General features: G+C 61.1%; 21 protein-coding genes. 13 read left to right on the plus strand and 8 right to left on the minus strand.

Going from position 1 to position 19,900, the window contains the following annotated elements; translation table 11 throughout:
• Nucleotides 1–349: 349 nt before the first annotated feature.
• Nucleotides 350–1,237, plus strand: coding sequence for a threonine/homoserine exporter RhtA (gene rhtA / locus HX805_RS19545; RefSeq protein WP_003210146.1), 888 nt, complete (start codon nt 350–352; stop codon nt 1,235–1,237).
• Between the two features lie 167 nt (nt 1,238–1,404).
• Nucleotides 1,405–1,686 carry a hypothetical protein gene (locus tag HX805_RS19550; RefSeq protein ID WP_003210144.1) on the plus strand — a complete coding sequence of 94 codons (282 nt, stop codon included), beginning with the start codon at nt 1,405–1,407 and terminating at the stop codon, nt 1,684–1,686.
• A 12-nt stretch (nt 1,687–1,698) separates the two neighbouring features.
• On the opposite strand, the gene HX805_RS19555 is transcribed toward HX805_RS19550, so the two are convergent.
• Nucleotides 1,699–2,259, minus strand: a complete 561-nt coding sequence (locus HX805_RS19555) for a TetR/AcrR family transcriptional regulator (RefSeq protein WP_003210141.1) — start codon at nt 2,257–2,259, stop codon at nt 1,699–1,701.
• 89 nt (nt 2,260–2,348) lie between these two features.
• Here HX805_RS19555 and HX805_RS19560 point away from each other — a divergent pair, with 89 nt between their 5' ends.
• Both HX805_RS19560 and HX805_RS19565 read left to right on the plus strand, forming a co-directional pair.
• Nucleotides 2,349–3,080: an SDR family oxidoreductase gene (locus tag HX805_RS19560; RefSeq protein ID WP_102369597.1), complete on the plus strand. Its 732-nt coding sequence runs from the start codon at nt 2,349–2,351 to the stop codon at nt 3,078–3,080.
• A gap of 35 nt (nt 3,081–3,115) precedes the next feature.
• On the plus strand, nt 3,116–3,706 hold the full coding sequence (locus HX805_RS19565) for a 2-hydroxychromene-2-carboxylate isomerase (RefSeq protein ID WP_177028803.1): 591 nt from the start codon (nt 3,116–3,118) through the stop codon (nt 3,704–3,706).
• On the opposite strand, the gene HX805_RS19570 is transcribed toward HX805_RS19565, so the two are convergent.
• From HX805_RS19570 to HX805_RS19580, 3 genes are all read right to left on the minus strand, one after another.
• Nucleotides 3,703–5,511 (minus strand): aminopeptidase P family protein, encoded by a 1,809-nt coding sequence (locus HX805_RS19570; RefSeq protein WP_177081331.1) that lies wholly within the window; start codon nt 5,509–5,511, stop codon nt 3,703–3,705. The genes HX805_RS19565 and HX805_RS19570 overlap by 4 nt on opposite strands.
• 36 nt (nt 5,512–5,547) lie before the next feature.
• A complete protein-coding gene (locus HX805_RS19575) occupies nt 5,548–6,708 on the minus strand; it encodes a cysteine desulfurase family protein (protein WP_087695274.1) in 1,161 nt (386 codons plus the stop codon).
• 228 nt (nt 6,709–6,936) lie between these two features.
• A complete protein-coding gene (locus HX805_RS19580; RefSeq protein WP_177081329.1) occupies nt 6,937–7,206 on the minus strand; it encodes a hypothetical protein in 270 nt (89 codons plus the stop codon).
• 397 nt (nt 7,207–7,603) lie between these two features.
• On the opposite strand from HX805_RS19580, the gene msuE reads away from it, so the two are divergent.
• The 4 genes from msuE to HX805_RS19600 are packed head-to-tail and all read left to right on the plus strand — an operon-like array spanning nt 7,604 to nt 11,672.
• Nucleotides 7,604–8,167: an FMN reductase gene (msuE, locus tag HX805_RS19585; RefSeq protein WP_003210131.1), complete on the plus strand. Its 564-nt coding sequence runs from the start codon at nt 7,604–7,606 to the stop codon at nt 8,165–8,167.
• A 9-nt stretch (nt 8,168–8,176) separates the two neighbouring features.
• Nucleotides 8,177–9,322, plus strand: coding sequence for an FMNH2-dependent alkanesulfonate monooxygenase (ssuD, locus tag HX805_RS19590; protein WP_177020570.1), 1,146 nt, complete (start codon nt 8,177–8,179; stop codon nt 9,320–9,322).
• A gap of 47 nt (nt 9,323–9,369) precedes the next feature.
• Complete coding sequence (locus HX805_RS19595) at nt 9,370–10,557, plus strand: acyl-CoA dehydrogenase family protein (protein ID WP_003210129.1); 1,188 nt, start codon at nt 9,370–9,372, stop codon at nt 10,555–10,557.
• A gap of 11 nt (nt 10,558–10,568) precedes the next feature.
• Nucleotides 10,569–11,672, plus strand: coding sequence for a sigma-54-dependent Fis family transcriptional regulator (locus tag HX805_RS19600; protein ID WP_003210127.1), 1,104 nt, complete (start codon nt 10,569–10,571; stop codon nt 11,670–11,672).
• Here HX805_RS19600 and HX805_RS19605 read toward each other — a convergent pair.
• A complete protein-coding gene (locus tag HX805_RS19605; RefSeq protein WP_032898632.1) occupies nt 11,664–12,026 on the minus strand; it encodes an antibiotic biosynthesis monooxygenase in 363 nt (120 codons plus the stop codon). The genes HX805_RS19600 and HX805_RS19605 overlap by 9 nt on opposite strands.
• Before the next feature lie 90 nt (nt 12,027–12,116).
• Between HX805_RS19605 and soxR the strand changes: the two genes are divergently transcribed.
• Entirely contained in the window at nt 12,117–12,560 is a 444-nt protein-coding gene (gene soxR, locus HX805_RS19610) for a redox-sensitive transcriptional activator SoxR (RefSeq protein WP_008430848.1), read from the plus strand.
• Nucleotides 12,561–12,706: 146 nt separating this feature from the next.
• On the opposite strand, the gene HX805_RS19615 is transcribed toward soxR, so the two are convergent.
• From HX805_RS19615 to HX805_RS19625, 3 genes are read right to left on the minus strand one after another with little or no spacing between them, the layout of a single operon-like run.
• Nucleotides 12,707–13,477: a MetQ/NlpA family ABC transporter substrate-binding protein gene (locus HX805_RS19615; RefSeq protein WP_102369600.1), complete on the minus strand. Its 771-nt coding sequence runs from the start codon at nt 13,475–13,477 to the stop codon at nt 12,707–12,709.
• Between the two features lie 29 nt (nt 13,478–13,506).
• The gene (locus tag HX805_RS19620) at nt 13,507–14,172 is read right to left on the minus strand and encodes a methionine ABC transporter permease (protein ID WP_008430846.1); all 666 of its coding nucleotides are present in this window, start codon (nt 14,170–14,172) and stop codon (nt 13,507–13,509) included.
• Nucleotides 14,173–14,175: 3 nt separating this feature from the next.
• Nucleotides 14,176–15,399 carry an SfnB family sulfur acquisition oxidoreductase gene (locus tag HX805_RS19625; RefSeq protein WP_177055873.1) on the minus strand — a complete coding sequence of 408 codons (1,224 nt, stop codon included), beginning with the start codon at nt 15,397–15,399 and terminating at the stop codon, nt 14,176–14,178.
• Between the two features lie 235 nt (nt 15,400–15,634).
• Between HX805_RS19625 and HX805_RS19630 the strand changes: the two genes are divergently transcribed.
• From HX805_RS19630 to HX805_RS19645, 4 genes are all read left to right on the plus strand, one after another.
• Nucleotides 15,635–16,096, plus strand: coding sequence for a VOC family protein (locus tag HX805_RS19630; RefSeq protein WP_003210114.1), 462 nt, complete (start codon nt 15,635–15,637; stop codon nt 16,094–16,096).
• Between the two features lie 238 nt (nt 16,097–16,334).
• A complete protein-coding gene (locus tag HX805_RS19635) occupies nt 16,335–17,210 on the plus strand; it encodes an alpha/beta fold hydrolase (RefSeq protein ID WP_008430843.1) in 876 nt (291 codons plus the stop codon).
• A gap of 98 nt (nt 17,211–17,308) precedes the next feature.
• A complete protein-coding gene (gene dctA, locus HX805_RS19640) occupies nt 17,309–18,613 on the plus strand; it encodes a C4-dicarboxylate transporter DctA (protein WP_003207293.1) in 1,305 nt (434 codons plus the stop codon).
• Between the two features lie 191 nt (nt 18,614–18,804).
• A complete protein-coding gene (locus HX805_RS19645) occupies nt 18,805–19,719 on the plus strand; it encodes a LysR substrate-binding domain-containing protein (protein WP_173883068.1) in 915 nt (304 codons plus the stop codon).
• The last annotated feature ends 181 nt before the right edge of the window (nt 19,720–19,900 follow it).

Below are 19,900 nucleotides of genomic sequence, written 5' to 3' on the forward strand. Positions count from 1 at the left end.
GCTTTCGACCGAGAAGATCGAACCGTTAATAGGGCCAAACAACACTGCCTTACTAACTCCTTCTGGGCTTCGATGATCTGAAGCGGCTCGCTGTCGAAACCTACATAACTCTTTGTTTACCAAGGAGTTTTCCGTTTCGACTGCGCCGGAAGTGGGGCGAATTATAGACTTCCAGAATCTGCCGTCAACCCTTAATTCAGCTTTTCTATCAATCCATCCCCACAATCACGGAATTCGTCTATATAGGAAGGAACCCTTAACTAACTGAGCAATATATTGCTCAACGCTCAACAGTTAAGCATCATAGCCACTCGGTTTCTTTCAATACGACCTCGGACGAATACCCTCAATGACCACTTCCCCGCGTAGCCTGGCTTCGACACTGTTTCCGGTCGGCCTGCTACTCATTGCCATGGCCTCTATTCAATCAGGCGCCTCACTCGCCAAAAGCATGTTCCCCATCGTGGGCGCCCAGGGCACCACCACCCTGCGCCTGATTTTCGCCAGTGTGATCATGCTGCTCCTTTTACGCCCATGGCGCGCCAAGCTGACAGCCAAGTCGTTGCAGACGGTGATCGTCTACGGGATGGCGCTGGGGGGAATGAACTTCCTCTTCTATATGTCGCTGCGTACCGTTCCGCTGGGAATTGCAGTAGCCCTCGAATTCACCGGCCCACTGGCAGTAGCCATCTACGCTTCGCGACGCGCCGTAGACTTTCTCTGGATAGCCTTGGCGATTGTCGGACTTCTGCTATTGATCCCAGTGGGCGAAGCCAGCAGCGGCATTGACCTCACAGGCGCCGCCTATGCACTCGGCGCAGGTGCGTGCTGGGCACTCTACATTCTGTTTGGCCAAAAGGCCGGCGCCGACAATGGCGTTCAGACTGCGGCCCTCGGCGTAATGATTGCAGCGTTGTTTGTTGCACCGATAGGTATCGTCCACGCGGGCGCCGCACTCCTCACACCCTCGCTGATCCCGATCGCCATTGGTGTCGCGGTTTTATCCACCGCCCTGCCCTACACCCTGGAGATGGTCGCCCTGACTCGCCTGCCAGCCCGCACGTTCGGAACCCTGATGAGTATCGAACCCGCGTTCGGCGCCCTGTCCGGGCTGTTTTTCCTTCAAGAGCACTTGTCCCTGGCGCAATGGCTGGCCATCACCTGCATTATCCTGGCCTCGGTGGGTGCAACCCTGACCATGCGTAACGAATCAAAACCACTCGTTCCAGCCGATTGATTCAGGATTTGACGTAGCTATGGCATTTGCCGCTCAATTAGGCCATGTTTAGGTCGTAACCCAGTGTCATTCATGGAGATTTTCGATAAGGACATCATGAACGCTACACTCGAGAGCGAGCAAAGCCAGCTTCGTGCACTTAAGCGAGGCGGCTATTAAGGATAGTAATGAAGCGAATTTTGATGCTGTTCATGATTGTGGCAATCGCAGGTTGTGCCGCGACCACCAAGACCGAAGTAAAACGGGGAAAGAAGGGCCTGCATATCAACTGCTCAGGCCTGTCCTCTTCCTGGGACCAGTGCTACGCCAGTGCAGCTAATTCGTGTGGCGCCAAAGGCTATAAAGTCATCGCCAAGTCGGGGGACAACGCCGAAGACCCAGGCGACTACCCGTTCGGTCTTAACCCCGCCGGCTACACAAGCCGAAGCATGATTGTCATCTGCAAGTAACTGTCGATGACCTCACAGCCTCGACAGCTGCTGGCTGAGCACCTCGTAGTTCGATGACAGGACCTGTGCCTGCACCTGCGGGTCGACCATCATCCGCGCCACCACCAGGGCGCCGATGCATTGCGACAGAATCGACCACGCCAGGGCCTCGCTGCCCAGTGTTGCTGCCCACCCCACCTGCAATCGGCAAATCCAGTCCTGCGCCTGTTGACGAACGGCCACATCAGATCGCGCAATCTCCGCCCCCAGGCTCGGCAACGCACATCCGGCTTCGGATTGCTCCACATGGGCCATGCTCAGGTAGAACTTCAAACAGCGATCCAGCCGCTCACGGCTTTGCACCCCGTCGCCATTCAATCGCTCAAGGCTGTGGCTCAATTCACGCTCGACAATCGAACTGAACAATTCATCCTTCGAAGCGAAGTGGCTATAAAACGCACCGCCACTCAAGCCAATGGCCTTCATCAAGCCATCCACCCCGACACTGGCAAAACCCTCTTTCTTCGCCAGTGCCGCACTGCTGTCCAGAAGCTTTTCCCTGGTTTGCTGCTTGTGACTAGCCGAATATCGCATCGCTTCCTCCACTGTGCTGTCAGCTTGACGCCTGCTGGATCGTAGCATAACGTTCGTTTGGCAAACGATCGTTTACTAAAGGATCTCCCATGACGAACAACAAGAAAATCGTACTGGTAGTGGGTGCCGGCGATGCCACAGGTGGTGCCATCGCCAAGCGTTTCGCCCGTGAGGGTTACGTCGCCTGCGTCACCCGGCGCAGCGCCGATAAACTGCAACCCTTGGTGGATAGCATCCACGCAGCAGGTGGCGAGGCGCATGGCTTTGCCTGCGATGCCCGCAAGGAAGAAGACGTTATCGCGCTGATCGAGCGGATTGAAACCGAGCAGGGCCCCATCGAAGCCTTCGTGTTCAACATCGGCGCCAATGTGCCGTGCAGCATCCTGGAAGAAACCGCCCGCAAGTACTTCAAGATTTGGGAGATGGCCTGTTTCTCAGGCTTCCTCAACGCGCGGGAAGTGGCCAAGCGCATGGTCACCCGTAACCGCGGCACCATCCTGTTTACCGGTGCCACGGCCGGGTTGCGTGGAGCCGCCGGCTTTGCCGCGTTCGCTGGAGCCAAACACGGGATCCGTGCACTGGCGCAAAGCATGGCTCGCGAACTGGGCCCACGGAATATCCACGTCGCCCACGTCGTCGTGGATGGCGCCATCGACACCGACTTCATCCGCGACAACTTCCCGCAAAAATACGCCCTCAAGGATCAGGACGGCATTCTCAATCCGGACCACATCGCCGATAACTATTGGTACCTGCACAGCCAGCCCCGGGACGCCTGGACCTTCGAGCTGGACCTGCGCCCCTGGAATGAACCCTGGTAAGCACGCCCCATAACAATAAACTGCGAGTATCCAGCATGAGTAAAACAGTAGAATTTTTCTTCGACCTCGGCAGCCCTGCCACCTATCTGGCCTATACCCAACTTCCAGGCCTGTGCGCTGCAACCGGCACCCAGCTGATTTACAAGCCAATGCTGCTGGGCGGGGTGTTCAAGGCCACCGGCAATGCATCACCGGCCACCGTTCCCGCCAAAGGCCGCTACATGTTCCAGGACCTGGCACGCTACGCCCAGCGCTACCACGTTCCGCTCAAGTTCAATTCGCACTTTCCCATCAACACATTAATGCTGATGCGTGCGGTCACCGGCGTCCAAATGCGCCAGCCCGAACGCTTTCTCGACTTCATCGACTGCCTGTTCCACGCACTGTGGGTCGAAGGCCGACACATGGGAGACCTGTCTGTGGTAGCCGCAGTGCTGACCGAACACGGCTTTGATCCTGAAGCAGTCCTGGCGCTGACCAACGATGACGAAGTCAAGACAACCCTCAAGGACAACACCGAACACGCGATTCAGCGTGGCGTATTCGGTGCCCCCAGTATGTTCGTCGGCGACCAGTTGTTCTTTGGCCAGGATCGCCTGGACTTTGTGCGCGAAGCGCTGGGCTAGATCGCAGCCGTGCGCACCTGCAACCACTCCAGCGCTGCACCGCTGAGCAGCGGGCTCAGGCGCTCACGGACGTGTGCGTGGTAATCGTTGAACCACTGGCGCTCCTCCACCGTCAGCAATAACGGCTCCAGGCAACGGGTGTCGATCGGGCACAGGGTGAGTGTCTCGAACTTGAGGAACTCGCCAAACTCGGTCTTGCCCGCTTCACGGTTCAACACCAGGTTCTCGATGCGCACACCCCAACGCCCCGGACGGTAAGTGCCGGGCTCGATGGACGTAATCATGCCGGCCTGCATCGCGGTTTGCGGTGCGGCGACGGCTTGATAGGCGATCACCTGCGGGCCTTCATGCACATTGAGGAAATAGCCGACGCCATGACCGGTACCGTGGCCGTAGTCCACACCCTCGGCCCAGATCGGCGCACGGGCAATCGAGTCAAGCAGCGGCGAGAGAATGCCCTTGGGGAAATGCGCGCGGGACAAGGCAATCACACCTTTGAGCACCCGCGTGCAATCGCGCTTCTGCTCTTCGGTTGGTGTACCGATGGGCACCATCCGCGTGATGTCGGTGGTGCCACCCAGGTACTGGCCACCGGAGTCGATCAGCAGCAAGCCATCGCCTTCGATCAGCGCGTGTTCTTCTTCGGTCGCGTGATAGTGCGGCATCGCGCCATTGGCGTTGAATGCGGCAATCGTATTGAAGCTCAGCGACACATAACCCGGACGACGGGTACGCGCTGCCGTCAGGTGCTCATCAATGGTCAGTTCGGTGATGCGCTCACGGCCCAACGCACTGTCGAGCCAGGCGAAGAATTCGCACAGGGCCGCGCCATCCTGCTCCATGGCCTGGCGAATGTGCTCGGCGTCCGCCAGGCTCTTGCGCGATTTGGCCAAGGTGGTCGGGTTAAGCCCCTCGATCAGCGTGACGCCACTGCCCAGGTTTTCCAGCAAGCCGGCGGTCACCCGGGCCGGGTCGACCTGCACACTCGCGCCCGAAGGAATGTCCTTCAACGCCGCTGCGACTTCGCTGTAATCGCGCAGGGTCACGCCATCCTGTTCCAGCACCGCGCGAAGCTCGGCGTCGACTTTGCTCAGGGCCACAAACAGCGTCGCCTGCTGCTGGCCAATCAAGGCAAACGAGACAAACACCGGGTTGAACGAAACGTCGCCACCCCGCAGGTTAAAGAGCCAGGCAATGTCATCCAGGGTCGCGATAAAATGCCAGTCGGCCCCCTTTTCCTTCAAGCTGGCACGCAGGTCTGCGAGCTTCTCGCCACGGCTGACGGTGGCCTGGGGTGGCAGATGTTGATAGATCGGTTGGTTCGGCAAGGTTGGACGGTCTTGCCAGACTTCATTCAACAAGTCGATATCCGTGCGCAAGCGTGCACCACGTGCCTCCAGCTTGCTGCCCAGGGTGCGCGCCGAGGCCACGGCCATGACCGCACCATCAACGGCCACCACGCCGCCTTCCGGCGTCTGCTCCGCGAGCCATTCCAGCGGCCCGGGCTGGCCGGGTTGCAGCTTGACCAACTCGATGCCACTGCCCTTGAGTTCCTTGGTCGCCTGTTCCCAATAGCGGCTGTCTGCCCATACACCGGCAAAATCCGCAGTAACAATCAGCGTGCCCACCGACCCATGGAAACCCGACAACCACTGACGGCCCTGCCAGTAACCCGGCAGGTATTCGGACAAGTGCGGGTCCGCCGACGGCACCAACAGGGCATGAATGCCCTCGCGGCTCATCAGTTCGCGGGTGTGCGCCAGGCGCTGGGGAACCGTTCCATGGGTCAAAGGCTGTGTGCTCATCGTGTCTCCTGCTAACCACTAATAATTGTTATGGGGTCAAACGGCCCAGAACGCCGGTGCGCTGGCCAGTGCCGCCTTGATCAGCTGTACCGCCTGATCGATATCCTGCTCGGTGGTAAACCGCCCGAGGCTCAAGCGAATGGTGCGACCTGCGCTGCGGGCATCATGGCCCAGCGCCAGAAGCACATGAGACGGTGCATTGCTCGCCGAATTGCAGGCCGAAGTGGCCGAGAAGGCAATGCCCGCGCTCAAGGCGGCGGAATTGAACTCGCCTTCGCTGAACGTCAGGCTCAGGGTGTGGGGAATGCGTTGGGTAAGGCTGCCATTGAGGCGCACCCCGGCAATTGTATTCAGCTGTTCCAGCAGGCGCTCGCGCAAGGCAACGATGGTCGCCTTTTCTTCAGCAAAGGACGCTGCCGCCAGGGCAAACGCGGTGCCCATGCCGGCAATCTGGTGAGTTGCCAGGGTGCCCGAACGCAAACCACCTTCATGGCCACCGCCGTGAATCTGCGCCAGCACTTTCTGCTGCGCACGTGGGCCGACGTACAACGCGCCGATACCCTTGGGACCATAGAGTTTGTGTGCGGAAAATGACATGAGGTCCACTGGCCATTCGGCCAGGTCAATCTCGACCTTGCCTGCGCCCTGCGCCGCATCCACGTGAAACAGCGCGCCATGCTCGCGCACGCGTGCGCCAATCGCCCGGATATCGTTAAGGGTGCCCAGCTCGTTGTTCACCAGCATCAGCGACACCAGGAAGGTGTCCTCACGCAATGCTTCGCTCACCGCCTCGACACTGATCAAACCCTCGGCGTCCGGCACCAGGTACGTCACGGCAACCCCGGCTTCCTGCAACTGGCGAGCGGTGTCGAGCGTGGCCTTGTGTTCAATCTGGCTGGTGATGATGTGCCCGCCGGCCACGCCGCGCGCCTGGGCAACGCCCTTGATGGCGAGGTTGTTGGACTCGGTGGCACCGGAGGTCCAGACAATCTGTGCCGGCTCGGCGCCGACCAACTCAGCCACCTGGCCCCGTGCCTGCTCAACCGTTTGCCGGGCCTGTTGGCCGAACGCGTGGGAACTGGACGCAGGGTTGCCGAAGTTGGCATTGAAGCCCAGACACTCAACCATCACCTGGATGACCCGCTCATCCACCGGCGTGGTGGCGGCGTAGTCGAAATACAGCGGACGTTTATTCATGACGTTAAAGACTCGCAGAGCAGGTTCCCGAGAACAACGTCTCAGGGGCCGCAATCAGGAAGGAAGATGGTTTACCTGATCCCGTGCCGTTAAAGAAAGACCACTTTATTTAAAAGTGCGTAGGAACGCTCCTGAAATTCAGCTTAACAGGCTCCGGGAAACGGATGGCAAACAAAAAGCCCGAGGTTCCTGTAGGAAACCTCGGGCTCTTCAGACCTCGCCACTGACTCAACTGGGGCGACCGTGCAGCGTCATGCTGCGCTCGGCATTCATCTCACCCTGACGGTCGAAACCGAAGGTGTTCCGTGGCTGGCCGGTCAGTTCGGCTTTCTTCTGTTGGTATTCATCAAATGACAGGCCTCGACGGCTCAGGGCTTCAAGCGCCAGTTCCTTGCTCTCCTCGGCCGAGTAGCCACGCAGTTCGGGCGACGAATGTGTCGCACAACCGGCAAGGACTGAGGTGACAAGCAATACGAAAATGGCGAGAAAACGGTTCATGGCGAAGGTCCTGCGAAACGGGCTGAAGTCAATGAGTACAGGCTACTCCCGCACCTGCACGGTGAAAAATCATCAGCCGTGATAGTCGCTATCAACCTTTGCGACACTTCTGATAGTCGCGCCTTATATTCCATGTAGATCTATAAATATGGAAATACGTTCATTTACGGAATAAACACAACCCTCTATAAATGGCCTCAACACTCACGCCACTGTTCGCCTGGCAACTGTTGCCCAGGCAACAGTCATTCAACAAAACACCAGGCAGACAACACCACCATTTTCCAACACCTGGCACAGAGGCCACGCCAGTCAAGGGCTGCACAGCTTGGTACAGCTCTTGCTCAAGCCCTGCTACTGCTCTTGCCCTGAGCCACTGTTGAAAAAGGAACTGTTGATGACCCGTCCACTGAATGTCGTTGCCCTCTCCGGCGGAACCTGGCGTCCGTCCCGCACCCTGGTGTTGACCCAGGCGGTGCTGGCCGAACTGGCCGATCAATTGCCGATCCAGGCCACCCTGATCGAACTGGGCGACATTGCCCGGCCGCTGGGCGGCGCACTGTCCCGCCAGGAATTGCCCGCCGACGTCGAAGCGCAACTGCAGGCCATCGAACAGGCCGACCTGCTGATCGTTGCCGCGCCGGTGTATCGCGGCTCCTACCCCGGCCTGCTCAAGCACCTGTTCGACCTGGTCGACCTCAACGCCCTGATCAACACCCCGGTGTTGCTGGCGGCCACCGGCGGCAGCGAACGCCACGCCCTGGTACTCGATCACCAGTTGCGCCCGCTGTTCAGTTTCTTCCAGGCCCTGACCTTGCCCATTGGCGTGTACGCCACCGAGGCCGATTTCACCGATTACCACATAACCAGTGAGCCCTTGAAGGCCCGCATTCGCCTTGCTGCAGAACGCGCCGCGCCGTTGTTTGCCGCGCATCCCACCTCTCTGCTGAAAATCGCTTAAGGATTTGTCATGGATGTTTTCTGGTTTCTGCCTACACACGGTGACGGCCACTACCTGGGCACCACCCAGGGCGCTCGCCCGGTCACCCTCAACTATTTGAAACAAGTCGCCCAGGCCGCCGACAACCTCGGCTACCACGGCGTGCTGATCCCCACCGGCCGCTCCTGCGAAGACTCCTGGGTGATTGCCTCGGCGCTGGTGCCGTTGACCGAACGCCTGCGTTACCTGGTGGCGATTCGTCCGGGGATCATCTCGCCAACCGTCTCGGCCCGCATGGCCGCCACCCTCGACCGCCTGTCCGGTGGCCGCCTGTTGATCAACGTGGTGACCGGCGGCGACCCCGACGAAAACCGCGGCGACGGCAGCTTCCTCGATCACAGCGAACGCTACGAAGTGACCGACGAATTCCTGAAGATCTGGCGCCGCGTGTTGCAAGGCGAATCGGTGGATTTCGAAGGCAAACACCTGCGCGTGCAGAACGCCAAGGCACTTTACCCACCGGTGCAGAAGCCATATCCACCGCTGTACTTCGGCGGTTCCTCGGACGCTGCCCACGACCTCGCCGCCGAACAAGTCGACGTGTACCTGACCTGGGGCGAACCACCGGCTGCCGTCGCCGAGAAACTCGCCGACGTGCGTGAGCGCGCCGCCCGCCACGGGCGCACCGTCAAATTCGGGATTCGCCTGCATGTGATCGTGCGCGAAACCGAAGAAGACGCCTGGAAAGCCGCAGCCAAACTGATCGAGCACATCAGCGACGAAACCATCGCCGCCGCGCAAAAATCCTTCTCGCGCTTTGACTCCGAAGGCCAGCGGCGCATGGCCGCCCTGCACGACGGGCGCCGCGACAACCTGGAAATCGCCCCCAACCTGTGGGCCGGCGTCGGCCTGGTACGTGGCGGCGCGGGCACGGCCCTGGTGGGCAACCCTCAGCAAGTCGCCGAGCGCATCAAGGAATACGCGGACCTGGGCATCGAAAGCTTCATCTTCTCCGGCTACCCGCACCTGGAAGAGGCGTATCGCTTTGCCGAACTGGTGTTCCCGCTGCTGCCGGAACCCTACGCCAGCCTGGCCGGGCGCGGCGTCACCAACCTCACCGGGCCGTTCGGCGAAATGATTGCCAACGACGTCCTGCCGGCAAAAGCCAAGGCCTGACCTGCCGTCTGCCGGGGCACGCCCCGGCACACCATGAGGAATACCGCGTGACAGCCAAACCCAATAGCGTCCTGCCCTCACCCTTGCAGACCGCCAAACTGCTGGCCGCCGAATTTGCCCTCACTGCCGTCGAACGCGACGAGCGCGGCGGCACACCGAAGACCGAACGTGACGCCCTGCGCCAAAGCGGCTTGCTGGCCCTGAGCATTCCCACCCAATACGGCGGCCTCGGCGCCCGCTGGAGCGAAACCCTGGAGATCGTGCGCGAATTCGCCAAGGTCGACAGCTCTATCGCCCACGTCTTCGGTTTTCATCACCTGATGCTCGCCACCGTGCGACTGTTCTCACGCCCGGAGCAATGGCAACCCTGGTTCGAACAAACCGCGCGCAAGAACTGGTTCTGGGGCAACGCCCTCAACCCGCTGGACACGCGCACTGTGGTCAAAGCCTACAACGGCTGGCGCGAATTCTCCGGCAAGAAGAGCTTTTGCTCCGGTGCCAGCGACTCGGAAATGCTGATCGCCTCGGCGGTGGATGAAAGCGCCGGCGGCAAGCTGCTGATCGCGGCCATCCCCAGCGGGCGCAGTGGCATCACCCTGCACAATGACTGGAACAACATCGGCCAGCGCCAGACCGACAGCGGCAGCGCCAGCTTCGAACGGGTACGCGTGGAAGAGTCGGAATTGCTCCTCGATCCCGGCCCGCTGAGTACGCCCTTCGCCTGCCTGCGCCCGCTGATCGCTCAACTGACCTTCACCCATATGTTCCTCGGCATCGCCGAAGGCGCCTTTGCCGAAGCCAGGAATTACACCCTGACCGAAACCCGGCCCTGGCATAAATCCACGGTGCAGGACATTCGCCAGGACCCGTACGTGCTCAACCACTACGGCGAATTCTGGGTCGCGCTGGAAGGCGTGCGCCTGCTGGTGGAACGCGCCGCCGAACTGCTGGACCAGGCCTGGGCCAAGGGCCCGAGCCTCAGTGAAAGCGAGCGCGGCGAGCTGGCCATCGCCATCGCCACGGCCAAAGTCGCCGCCACCCGCAACGGCCTGGAACTGTGCAGCCGCCTGTTCGAAGTCACCGGCGCGCGCTCCACCCACGCCTCGCTGCGCCTGGACCGGCACTGGCGCAACCTGCGCACGCAAACCTTGCACGACCCGGTGGACTACAAGCTCCACGAACTGGGGGACTGGGCGTTGAACCAGTCCCTGCCGATTCCCACGTTCTACTCCTAGAAGAGGTGCCCATGCAGCTTTTAACCTTACCGCCCTCGCCCGCTCTTGCGACCTCGATCCGCGCCACGGCCCAGGTCTTCGAAGACCCCAAATCCCAGGCGCTGCTGGCGCACATCCAGCAAGTCGCGCCCAGCGAAGCCAGCGTGTTGATCATCGGCGAAACCGGCACCGGTAAAGAGCTGGTGGCGCGCCATATCCACAACCTCAGCGCCCGGCGCAACCGGCCCTTCGTGGCCGTGAACTGCGGCGCGTTTTCCGAATCCCTGGTGGAAGCCGAGCTGTTCGGCCATGAAAAAGGCGCCTTCACCGGCGCCCTCAGTGCCAAGGCCGGCTGGTTCGAAGAGGCGGACGGCGGCACCTTGTTCCTCGATGAAATCGGTGACTTGCCGATGGCGATCCAGGTCAAGCTGCTACGGGTACTGCAGGAACGCGAAGTGGTGCGCCTGGGCTCACGCAAAAGCATTCCCATCGACGTGCGGGTATTGGCGGCCACCAACGTTCAGTTGGAGAAAGCCATCAATGCCGGGCATTTCCGCGAAGACCTGTACTACCGCCTAGACGTGGTCAGCCTCGAACTCAGCCCCCTGCGGGATCGGCCCGGTGACATCCTGCCACTGACCCGGCATTTCATCGAAGCCTACAGCCAGCGCCTGGGTTACGGCCCGATCACCATCAGCCGCGAGGCCGAGCAAAAGCTCAAAAGCTACAGCTGGCCAGGCAACATCCGCGAGCTGGAAAACGTGATCCACCACACCCTGCTGATCTGCCGCAACGGGGTGATCGAGCGCGACGACCTGCGCCTGTCGAACATGCGCATCGAGCGTCAGGACGACAGCCAGCACGGCACCGACAACAGCGCCGAAGCCCTGCTGGAACGCGCCTTTCAAAAGCTCTTCGAGGAACAGGCCGGGGCCCTGCATGAAAAGGTCGAGGATGCGCTGCTGCGCGCCGCCTACCGCTTCAGCCATTACAACCAGGTGCACACCGCCAACCTGCTGGGCCTGAGCCGCAACGTGACCCGTACCCGTTTGATCAAGATCGGCGAGCTGGCGGTGAACAAGCGACGCCCCGGCGAAAACGTACAGGGCGAGCGCATGCTGCATCTGTCAATTTAGGCGGCAGTGCAGAGCGTTGTCATGGCTGCGCTCGATGCTGCGCAGCACCTGGAACGAACCGAAGGTCACCGCCGTGGCCTGGTGGGCGCGTATCAGCGTCCAGAAATCTTCCTCACCGTGCTCAAAACACTTGAAGGCCGCTTCCCCCTCCTCGCGGGAGCGCCATTGCAGGTAGCTGAGCACCCGGCGTCCATCATCACTGACCTGCACGCTGGCATTGATAAAGCCACCATGGCCCTGGGCCAGGCGCTCGCTTTGCGATGACAGGGCCGCCACCAAAGCCGATTGCTGCTGAGGCTCGATGTGGAATTCGACCATCTGGGTAAAACTCAGACTCTTCTCTAATACCTGCATGAACATTCCCCTCTCACTGTAGGCACAATCTTGCGATTCGATGCCACGCAGGGTAAAACCTCTAGTTAAGTCAAGGTCAAGGGCTTTTTCATGGTCACCAAAGAACTCACCGTCGGCCAACTGGCAGCCCGCAGTGGCGTGGCGGTTACCGCGCTGCACTTTTATGAAACCAAGGGATTGATCAAGAGCCACCGCAACGCCGGCAACCAGCGGCGCTATCCGCGGGATGTGTTGCGCCGGGTGGTGGTGATCAAGATTGCCCAGCGTTTGGGCATTCCCCTGGCGACGATCCATGACGCGCTGCAAACCTTGCCCGATGGCCGCACGCCCAACGCTGCCGATTGGGAGCGCCTGTCTGCGCTATGGCGTGAGGACCTCGACCAGCGCATCGAAAAACTGATGTTGCTGCGGGATAAACTCAACGGCTGTATTGGCTGCGGGTGCCTGTCGCTGGAGGCGTGCCCGTTGCGCAATCACGACGACGTGCTGGGTGAGCGCGGGCCTGGGGCACAACTCTTGGAGCCGTCCACATAATGGCGGGGTAACACTCGATCAATGTGGGAGCGGGCTTGCTCGCGAAAGCGGGGTGTCAGTCGCCAGATGCAGTGGCTGATCCACCGCCTTCGCGAGCAAGCCCGCTCCCACACAAGCCCGCTCCCACATTTTGATCGCCGTCAGACTTAGAATCCCGGGGCAATCTGGCCTTTATAGCGGGTCAGGATGAACTGGCGCACTTCATCGGAGTTCAACGCCTTGGCCAGTTTCTGGATGCCAGGGTCATTGATGTTGTCCGGGCGCGCGACCAGGTACTCCACGTACAGGCTCTTGCCCTTCTCGACGATCAACGCGCTGTTGGTGTCGATCCCTGCTTCCAGGGCGTAGTTGGCAAACACGAACGCCAGGTCCACCTGGCTCACCGAGCGGGCCAGCAACGCACCTTCCAGTTCACGAATTTTCAGGTGCTTGGGGTTTTCAACGATATCCCGCGGCGTGGCCAGGGTGTTGCTCGGGTCCTTGAGCTTGATCAGGCCGGCTTCGTCCAGCAGCACCAAGGCGCGGCCAGTGTTGACCGGGTCGTTGGGGATCGACACTGTCGCGCCGTCTTTCAACTCCGAGATATTTTTGATCTTGGTCGAGTACGCGCCGAAAGGCTCGATGTGCACACCGACCACCGGCACCAGGTTGGTATTCCGGGTCTTGTTGTAGTCATCCAGGAATGGCCGGTACTGGTAGTAGTTGGCGTCGATGTTCTTCAGCGCCAGTTGCTGGTTGGGCTGGATGAAATCGGTGAAGACCTTGATTTGCAGGTCCACGCCTTCCTTGGCCAGCACCGGCTTTACGAACTCGAGGATCTCGGCGTGAGGCACGGGCGTGGCGCCGACGACCAGCGTCTCGTTGGCAACGGCATTGAAGGACAAGACAGCGGCCAAGATGGCCAGGGATTTTTTCATGGTTGCTCCGAAGGCATTAGTTATAGGAATCAACGGCGGCTGTAATGCGCCACCAAACGGTCACCGGTCATCTGCAGGGCCTGCACCAGCACCAACAGCAGCAACACGGTGACCACCATCACGTCGGTCTGGAAACGCTGATAGCCGTAGCGGATAGCCAGGTCGCCCAGGCCACCGCCACCGATCACCCCGGCCATGGCGGTGTAGTCCACCAGCACAATCGCGGTGACAGTGACCGCTGCCAGCAGCCCGCCCCGGGCTTCCGGCAACAGCGTGTGGCGGATCACCTGCCAGGTGCTGGCGCCCATGGATTGGGTGGCCTCCACCACGCCACGGTCGACTTCGCGCAAGGCGGTTTCCACCAGCCGCGCGAAGAACGGCGTACAGCCCACCACCAACGGCGGAATGGTGCCGGCCACGCCCAGGGAGGTGCCCACCAGCAAGGTGGTCACCGGGATCAGCACAATCAGCAGGATGATGAACGGCAGCGAGCGCAGCACGTTGACCACCACCGACAGCGCCCGATACACCACCAGGGTTTCGTGCAACTGGCGCTTGCCGGTGAGGAACAACAGCACCCCCAGCGGCAACCCCAGCAGCACGGTAAAACCCAGGGCCGCGCTGAGCATGCTCAGGGTTTCCAGGCAGGCTTGGCCGATGTCGGCCCAATAGATGTTTTTAAACAGCTCGGCCATGGGTCAAGACCAATCGTGACGCGGTGGCTTGGCGCCGTTGAGCAGCCAGTTGCCCACCACGTGATACTTCCAGCGCACCGGGTCATGCAGGGTATGCACCCGTGCATTGCGCCAGTGACGGTCGAAGTTGTGCTTCTTCAAGGTGGAGCGGGTGCCGCCGAGTTCGAAGAGCTTGTTGCTGGCTTCAATGGCGATTTCAGTGGTCAGTACCTTGGCTCGCGCGACAGCCAGGGAGGCGTGGGCAACGTTGTCTTCATCGGGTGCCGGGCGCGCGGCGTCCAGGGCCTTTCCGGCCCGCTCCAGCAAGGCTTCCGCCGCTTCCAGGCGAATATCCAGCGCGCCGACCTGAATGATAGTCAACGGGTCTTCACTGGCTTTTTCCACCCCGGCATCGATCCATGGACGGGCGAATTGCCGGACGAACTGCACCGTGTCACGCAACGCGGCACGGGCGATGCCGGCATCGATGGCGGCGGTGGTCAATTGAGCGAAAGGCCCGGCCAGGGTCGGCGAATCGTAGGAACGATGGGTAGGAAACAGATTGAACGCCGGCACCTTCAAGCCTTCGGCCAGCACCGTGCCGCTGGAGGTGGTGCGTTGGCCCATGCTGTCCCAGTCGTCGACCACCACCAGGCCTGCGGTGCCGCGCGGCACGAACGCCAATTGCGCATTCTGCTGTTCATCCAGCGCCAGCACCGCCAGCCAGTGGGCATACAGCGAACCGGTGCAATAACCCTTGCGACCGTTGATCACATAGCCATCGCCTTGCCGGCGAATGGTCGCCTGGATGTCCTGGACGTTCTTGCCGCCGGTTTCCGACAGCGCATTGGCAAACCGATGCCCTTCCAGCGCCAGGCCAAAAAAGTACGCCTGCTGCTCGGGCGTGCCTTGCAGGCGGATATCTTCCAGCAGGCAGTAATGGTTCTGCGGGATTTGCCCCAGCGAAGGGTCGGCCGCCGAGATAATCGCAATCACCTGGGCCAACACCGCGTATGACACCTGGGCACCACCAAACTCGCGGGGCACGCTGATGCCCCACAGACCGCTGTTGGAATACAGGTCGACGACCTCCGCAGGCACCTGGCGGGTGCGATCGCGCTCGGCGTCCTGTTCCAGCAACACGGCAGCGACTCGGCGGGCAACGGCCAGTGCGTGGGCCTCGTCGCGGATCAACTCGGCGTGGGGCGTGTGAATCGGGTAATCGGCAGATACAGGCAGTACAGACATACAACGCTCTCGGGCGAATGGTTTGCCAGAGGCATTGCAGCTTCTGTGCCTGAGGCGCCTGGCCTTCAAACACAAGGGTTTGCTCCCGATATACGCGCGGCAAACCGCCCTTGGCGCAGCAAACTGCCGGTTTGCTGTTGCCTGGGCAACACCTCGTCGGCTGCCCGCAAGCCACGGCGCACGTGGCCTATAGTGAAAAAGCCGTCCCTCCACTACCACCATCAAGGAGAACGATATGAGCGTTAAACCCATTCCCGAGGGCTACCACAGCATCACGCCGTACCTGGGCATCGACAAAGCCGCTGAAGCCATCGAGTTCTACAAACGAGCCTTTGGTGCCACCGAAGTCATGCGCCTGGACATGCCCGACGGCAAGATCGGCCATGCCGAACTGCGCATTGGCGATTCGGCGATCATGATGGCCTCGCCCTGTGGCGAAATGTCGTTCGGCAGCCCGGGAAAAGAACACCCCAGCGTGTGCCTGCATCTCTATGTGCAAGATGTCGACCAACAGTTCGCCCAGGCCATCAAGGCCGGCGGCACGGCGATTTCAGAACCCAAGGATCAGTTCTACGGTGACCGTTCCGGGACGCTGAAAGACCCGTTCGGGCATGTGTGGTTCCTGGCCACGCGCAAGGAGGACTTGACCGAGGCGCAGGTTCGCCAGCGTGCCGAGGCGTTGTTCAAGCAAGGATGAAGTCGCCTGGGCGACGCAACCCAACGGTAGGAACTGGCTCGCCTGCGATGGCATCACCTCGGTGCGACTGATACACCGAGTTGCCTGCATCGCAGGCAAGCCAGCTCCCACCGTTGACCTGCACTGCCTGAAAGATCGGGCTTCAACACACTTCATGAACAACCCCTCCACGCTTTCCCCCTTGCCCCGGGCGCCGTGTGATTTCAGGATGCAAGCAATCATCACAAGGAGTCATTCCATGTTCGCCGGATTCCAAAAAGACCAGCGCCACGTCAACGGTGTGGACATCAGCTACCGCAAAGGCGGCGCGGGTCCCGGCCTGCTCCTGCTGCACGGGCACCCGCAGACCCACGTCATCTGGCACAAGGTCGCCGAGCAACTGGCCGAACACTTCACCGTGGTCGCCGCCGACCTGCGCGGTTATGGCGACAGCAGCAAGCCCGCCGCCATTGACCATCACACCAATTATTCAAAACGCGAAATGGCCCGCGACGGCGTCGAGCTGATGAAAGCCCTGGGCTTCGACGAGTTCTCGGTGCTGGCCCACGACCGTGGCGCCCGCGTCGCCCATCGCCTCGCCCTGGACCACCCCAAGGCCGTGCAGCGCATGGTGCTGCTGGACATCGCACCAACCCTGTCCATGTACGCCCAGACCGACGAAGCCTTTGCCCGCGCCTACTGGCACTGGTTCTTCCTGATCCGCCCGGCGCCGTTGCCCGAGAGCCTGATTGAAGGCAACCCGGAACTCTACCTGCGCAGCGTCATGGGCAGCCGCAGTGCCGGGCTCAAGCCGTTCACCGATGAAGCCTTCGCCGAATACCTGCGTTGCCTGAAACTGCCGGGCACCGCCACCGGGATCTGCGAGGACTATCGCGCCGCCGCCGGCATCGACCTTGAGCACGACCGCGCCGATATCGACAAGGGCAACCACCTGGAGCTGCCGCTGCTGGTGATGTGGGGCGCCGAAGGCACCGTCGGGCGCTGCTTCGAACCCCTCAAGGAATGGCAGAAAGTCGCGACCGACGTACGTGGCAAGGCCCTGCCGGCCGGCCACTACATCGCAGAAGAAATCCCTGAAGTGCTGCTCGGCGAAGTCCTGACCTTCCTTCGCTGAGCCTTTATGAACCGCTGACCTGACCGATCCCGCCCCGCAGGCTTGAAACAGCCTGCGACGGGATCTGCTTGCCCAAAAAACGTCTCGAGATAATAAAAATGACAATCAGAAAACTGCTGGGAACCCTGTATGTGCAGGTGATCATCGCCATTGTGCTGGGCGTGTTGATCGGCAACCACTGGCCTCAGGTGGGCATCGACCTCAAGCCGTTGGGCGACGGGTTTATCAAGCTGATCAAGATGATCATCGGCCCGATCATCTTCTGCACCGTGGTCTCCGGCATCACCAGCATGCACGACGTGAAGCAGGTGGGCCGCGTCGGCGGCAAGGCGCTGCTGTACTTTGAGATCGTCTCCAGCATCGCCCTGGTAATCGGCATCCTCGCCGCGCACCTGCTGCACCCCGGCGTGGGTTTCAATATCGACGTGAAGACCCTCGACACCTCCGCCATCGCCGGTTTTGTCGGCCAGGCCGAACACGGCGAAGGCGTCACCGGGTTCCTGATGCATGTGATCCCCACTACCTTCTTCGACGCCTTCTCCAAAGGCGAAATCCTCCCGGTACTGTTTGTGTCGGTGCTGTTTGGCCTCGGGCTGGTGATGATCGGCGAGAAGGGCCGGCCCCTGGTCGGCGTGATCAACCAGGCCAGCGAAGTGTTCTTCCGCATCGTCGGGATGATCAGCCGCGTCGCGCCGATCGGGGCCTTCGGGGCCATCGCCTTCACCATCGGCAAATACGGCCTGGGCTCGCTGCTGCCGCTGTTGAAACTGGTGGGCACGTTCTACGTCACCGCGTTTTTCTTCGTCGCCGTGGTGCTGGGCAGCATCGCCCGGTATGTGGGGTTCAGCATCTTCAAGCTGCTGACCTACATCAAGGCTGAACTGTTGATCGTGCTGGGCACCAGCTCATCCGAATCGGCCCTGCCGCAACTGATCCAGAAACTTGAAAGCCTTGGCGCGTCCAAAGGCGTGGTGGGGATCGTGGTGCCCACCGGCTACACCTTCAACCTGGACGGCACCAACATCTATATGACCCTGGCGGTGCTGTTCCTGGCCCAGGCGACCAATATCGACCTGACGCTGGAGCAACAACTGACCCTGCTGGCGGTGGCGATGCTTACCTCAAAAGGCGCCGGTGCGGTGGTGGGCGCAGGTTTTGTCGCGCTGGCCGCCAGCCTCGCGGTGGTGCCGACGGTGCCGGTGGCGGCGATGGTGCTGATCCTGGGTGTGGACCGGTTCATGGCTGAATGCCGCTCACTGACCAACATCATCGGCAATGCCGTGGCGGCGCTGGTGGTGGCGGCCTGGGAAGGTGAACTGGATCGCGAGAAAATGGCGCCCATCGCCCTCAAGCACGGCCGCCATGCACGGGCCGCCGCCCAGGCGAAGATCGCCGCCGAGTAACCCTTAAACACCAATCCCCTGTGGCGAGGGAGCTTGCTCCCGCTGGGCTGCGCAGCGGCCCCAAGATCTTTGGGAGCGCTACGCACTCCAGCGGGAGCAAGCTCCCTTGCCACAGCAAGCGCCCTCACCACAGAAACTCCTTCGCCATACCGGTGCTATTCTGGCGGTTCATGCCGCCATGCCTGTTTCTGATGAACAACAAGAAAGATACCGTGCCCCTACCTGAAGACCTGCGGGTATTCCTGACCGTGATCCGCAAGGCCGGCTTTGCTGCGGCTGCCGACGAGCTGGGTTTGTCCCCGGCCTACGTCAGCAAGCGTATCCAGATTCTCGAAACCACCCTCGCCACCCGCCTGCTGCACCGCACCAGCCGCCGTATCGCCCTGACCGAAGACGGTGAGCGCGTGCAGCGCTGGGCCGTGCGGATTCTCGAAGACTTCCAGCAGTTGTCCGACGAGCTTTCCGACGCCCACGACAGCCCGCGCGGCCACCTGCATTTGTGCAGCAGCTTCGGTTTCGGCCGTAACCATGTGGCACCGGCCTTGTCGCTATTGGCCGAACAATACCCGGACCTGGAGATTCGCCTGGACCTGTTCGACCGGGTGGTGGATATCGTCAGCGAGGGTTTCGACCTGGAGATTCGCGTGGGCGACGACATCCCCGGGCAACACATCGGTCGCCGGCTGGTGAGTAACCGGCGGGTGCTGTGTGCGGCGCCCGCCTACCTCGAACGCCGTGGTGTGCCGCAGCACTTGAGCGACCTGGAACAGCACGACTGCCTGGTGCTCAAGGAGCGCGACAACGCGTTTGGCATCTGGCACCTGGAGCGCGATGGCGTGCAGGACAGCGTGCGCGTGCGCGGGCCGTTGTCGTCGAATAACGGCGAGATCGTCTTGCAATGGGCCCTGGACGGGCGCGGCGTGTTGCTGCGTTCGATGTGGGATGTGAAGCCGCTGCTGGAGCAAGGGAAACTGGTGCAGGTGCTGCACGACTACACCCAGAGCGCCAACGTGTGGGCGGTGTACCCGACGCGGCTGGCCTACTCCGGGAAGTTGCGGGCGTGTGTAGAGTTTTTACAGGAGCACTTCAAGGGGTTGTCGATTTAGCGTGCCGGGTTTGAGTACATATCCGTTGCTGCGGTAACGGCCGCTGACGGTTCTGCTCTTACAGCGGCCTACCGGCCGGCTTGAGTGTTGAAGAGCAAAAGCCAAATCAAAAGCGGGCACGGTCCAAATGTGGGAGCGGGCTTGCTCGCGAAGGTCGTTAACGATGACGCGGGCATTCTGG

The sequence above is a fragment of the Pseudomonas sp. G5001 genome, assembly GCF_013385475.1.
GTDB lineage: Bacteria > Pseudomonadota > Gammaproteobacteria > Pseudomonadales > Pseudomonadaceae > Aquipseudomonas.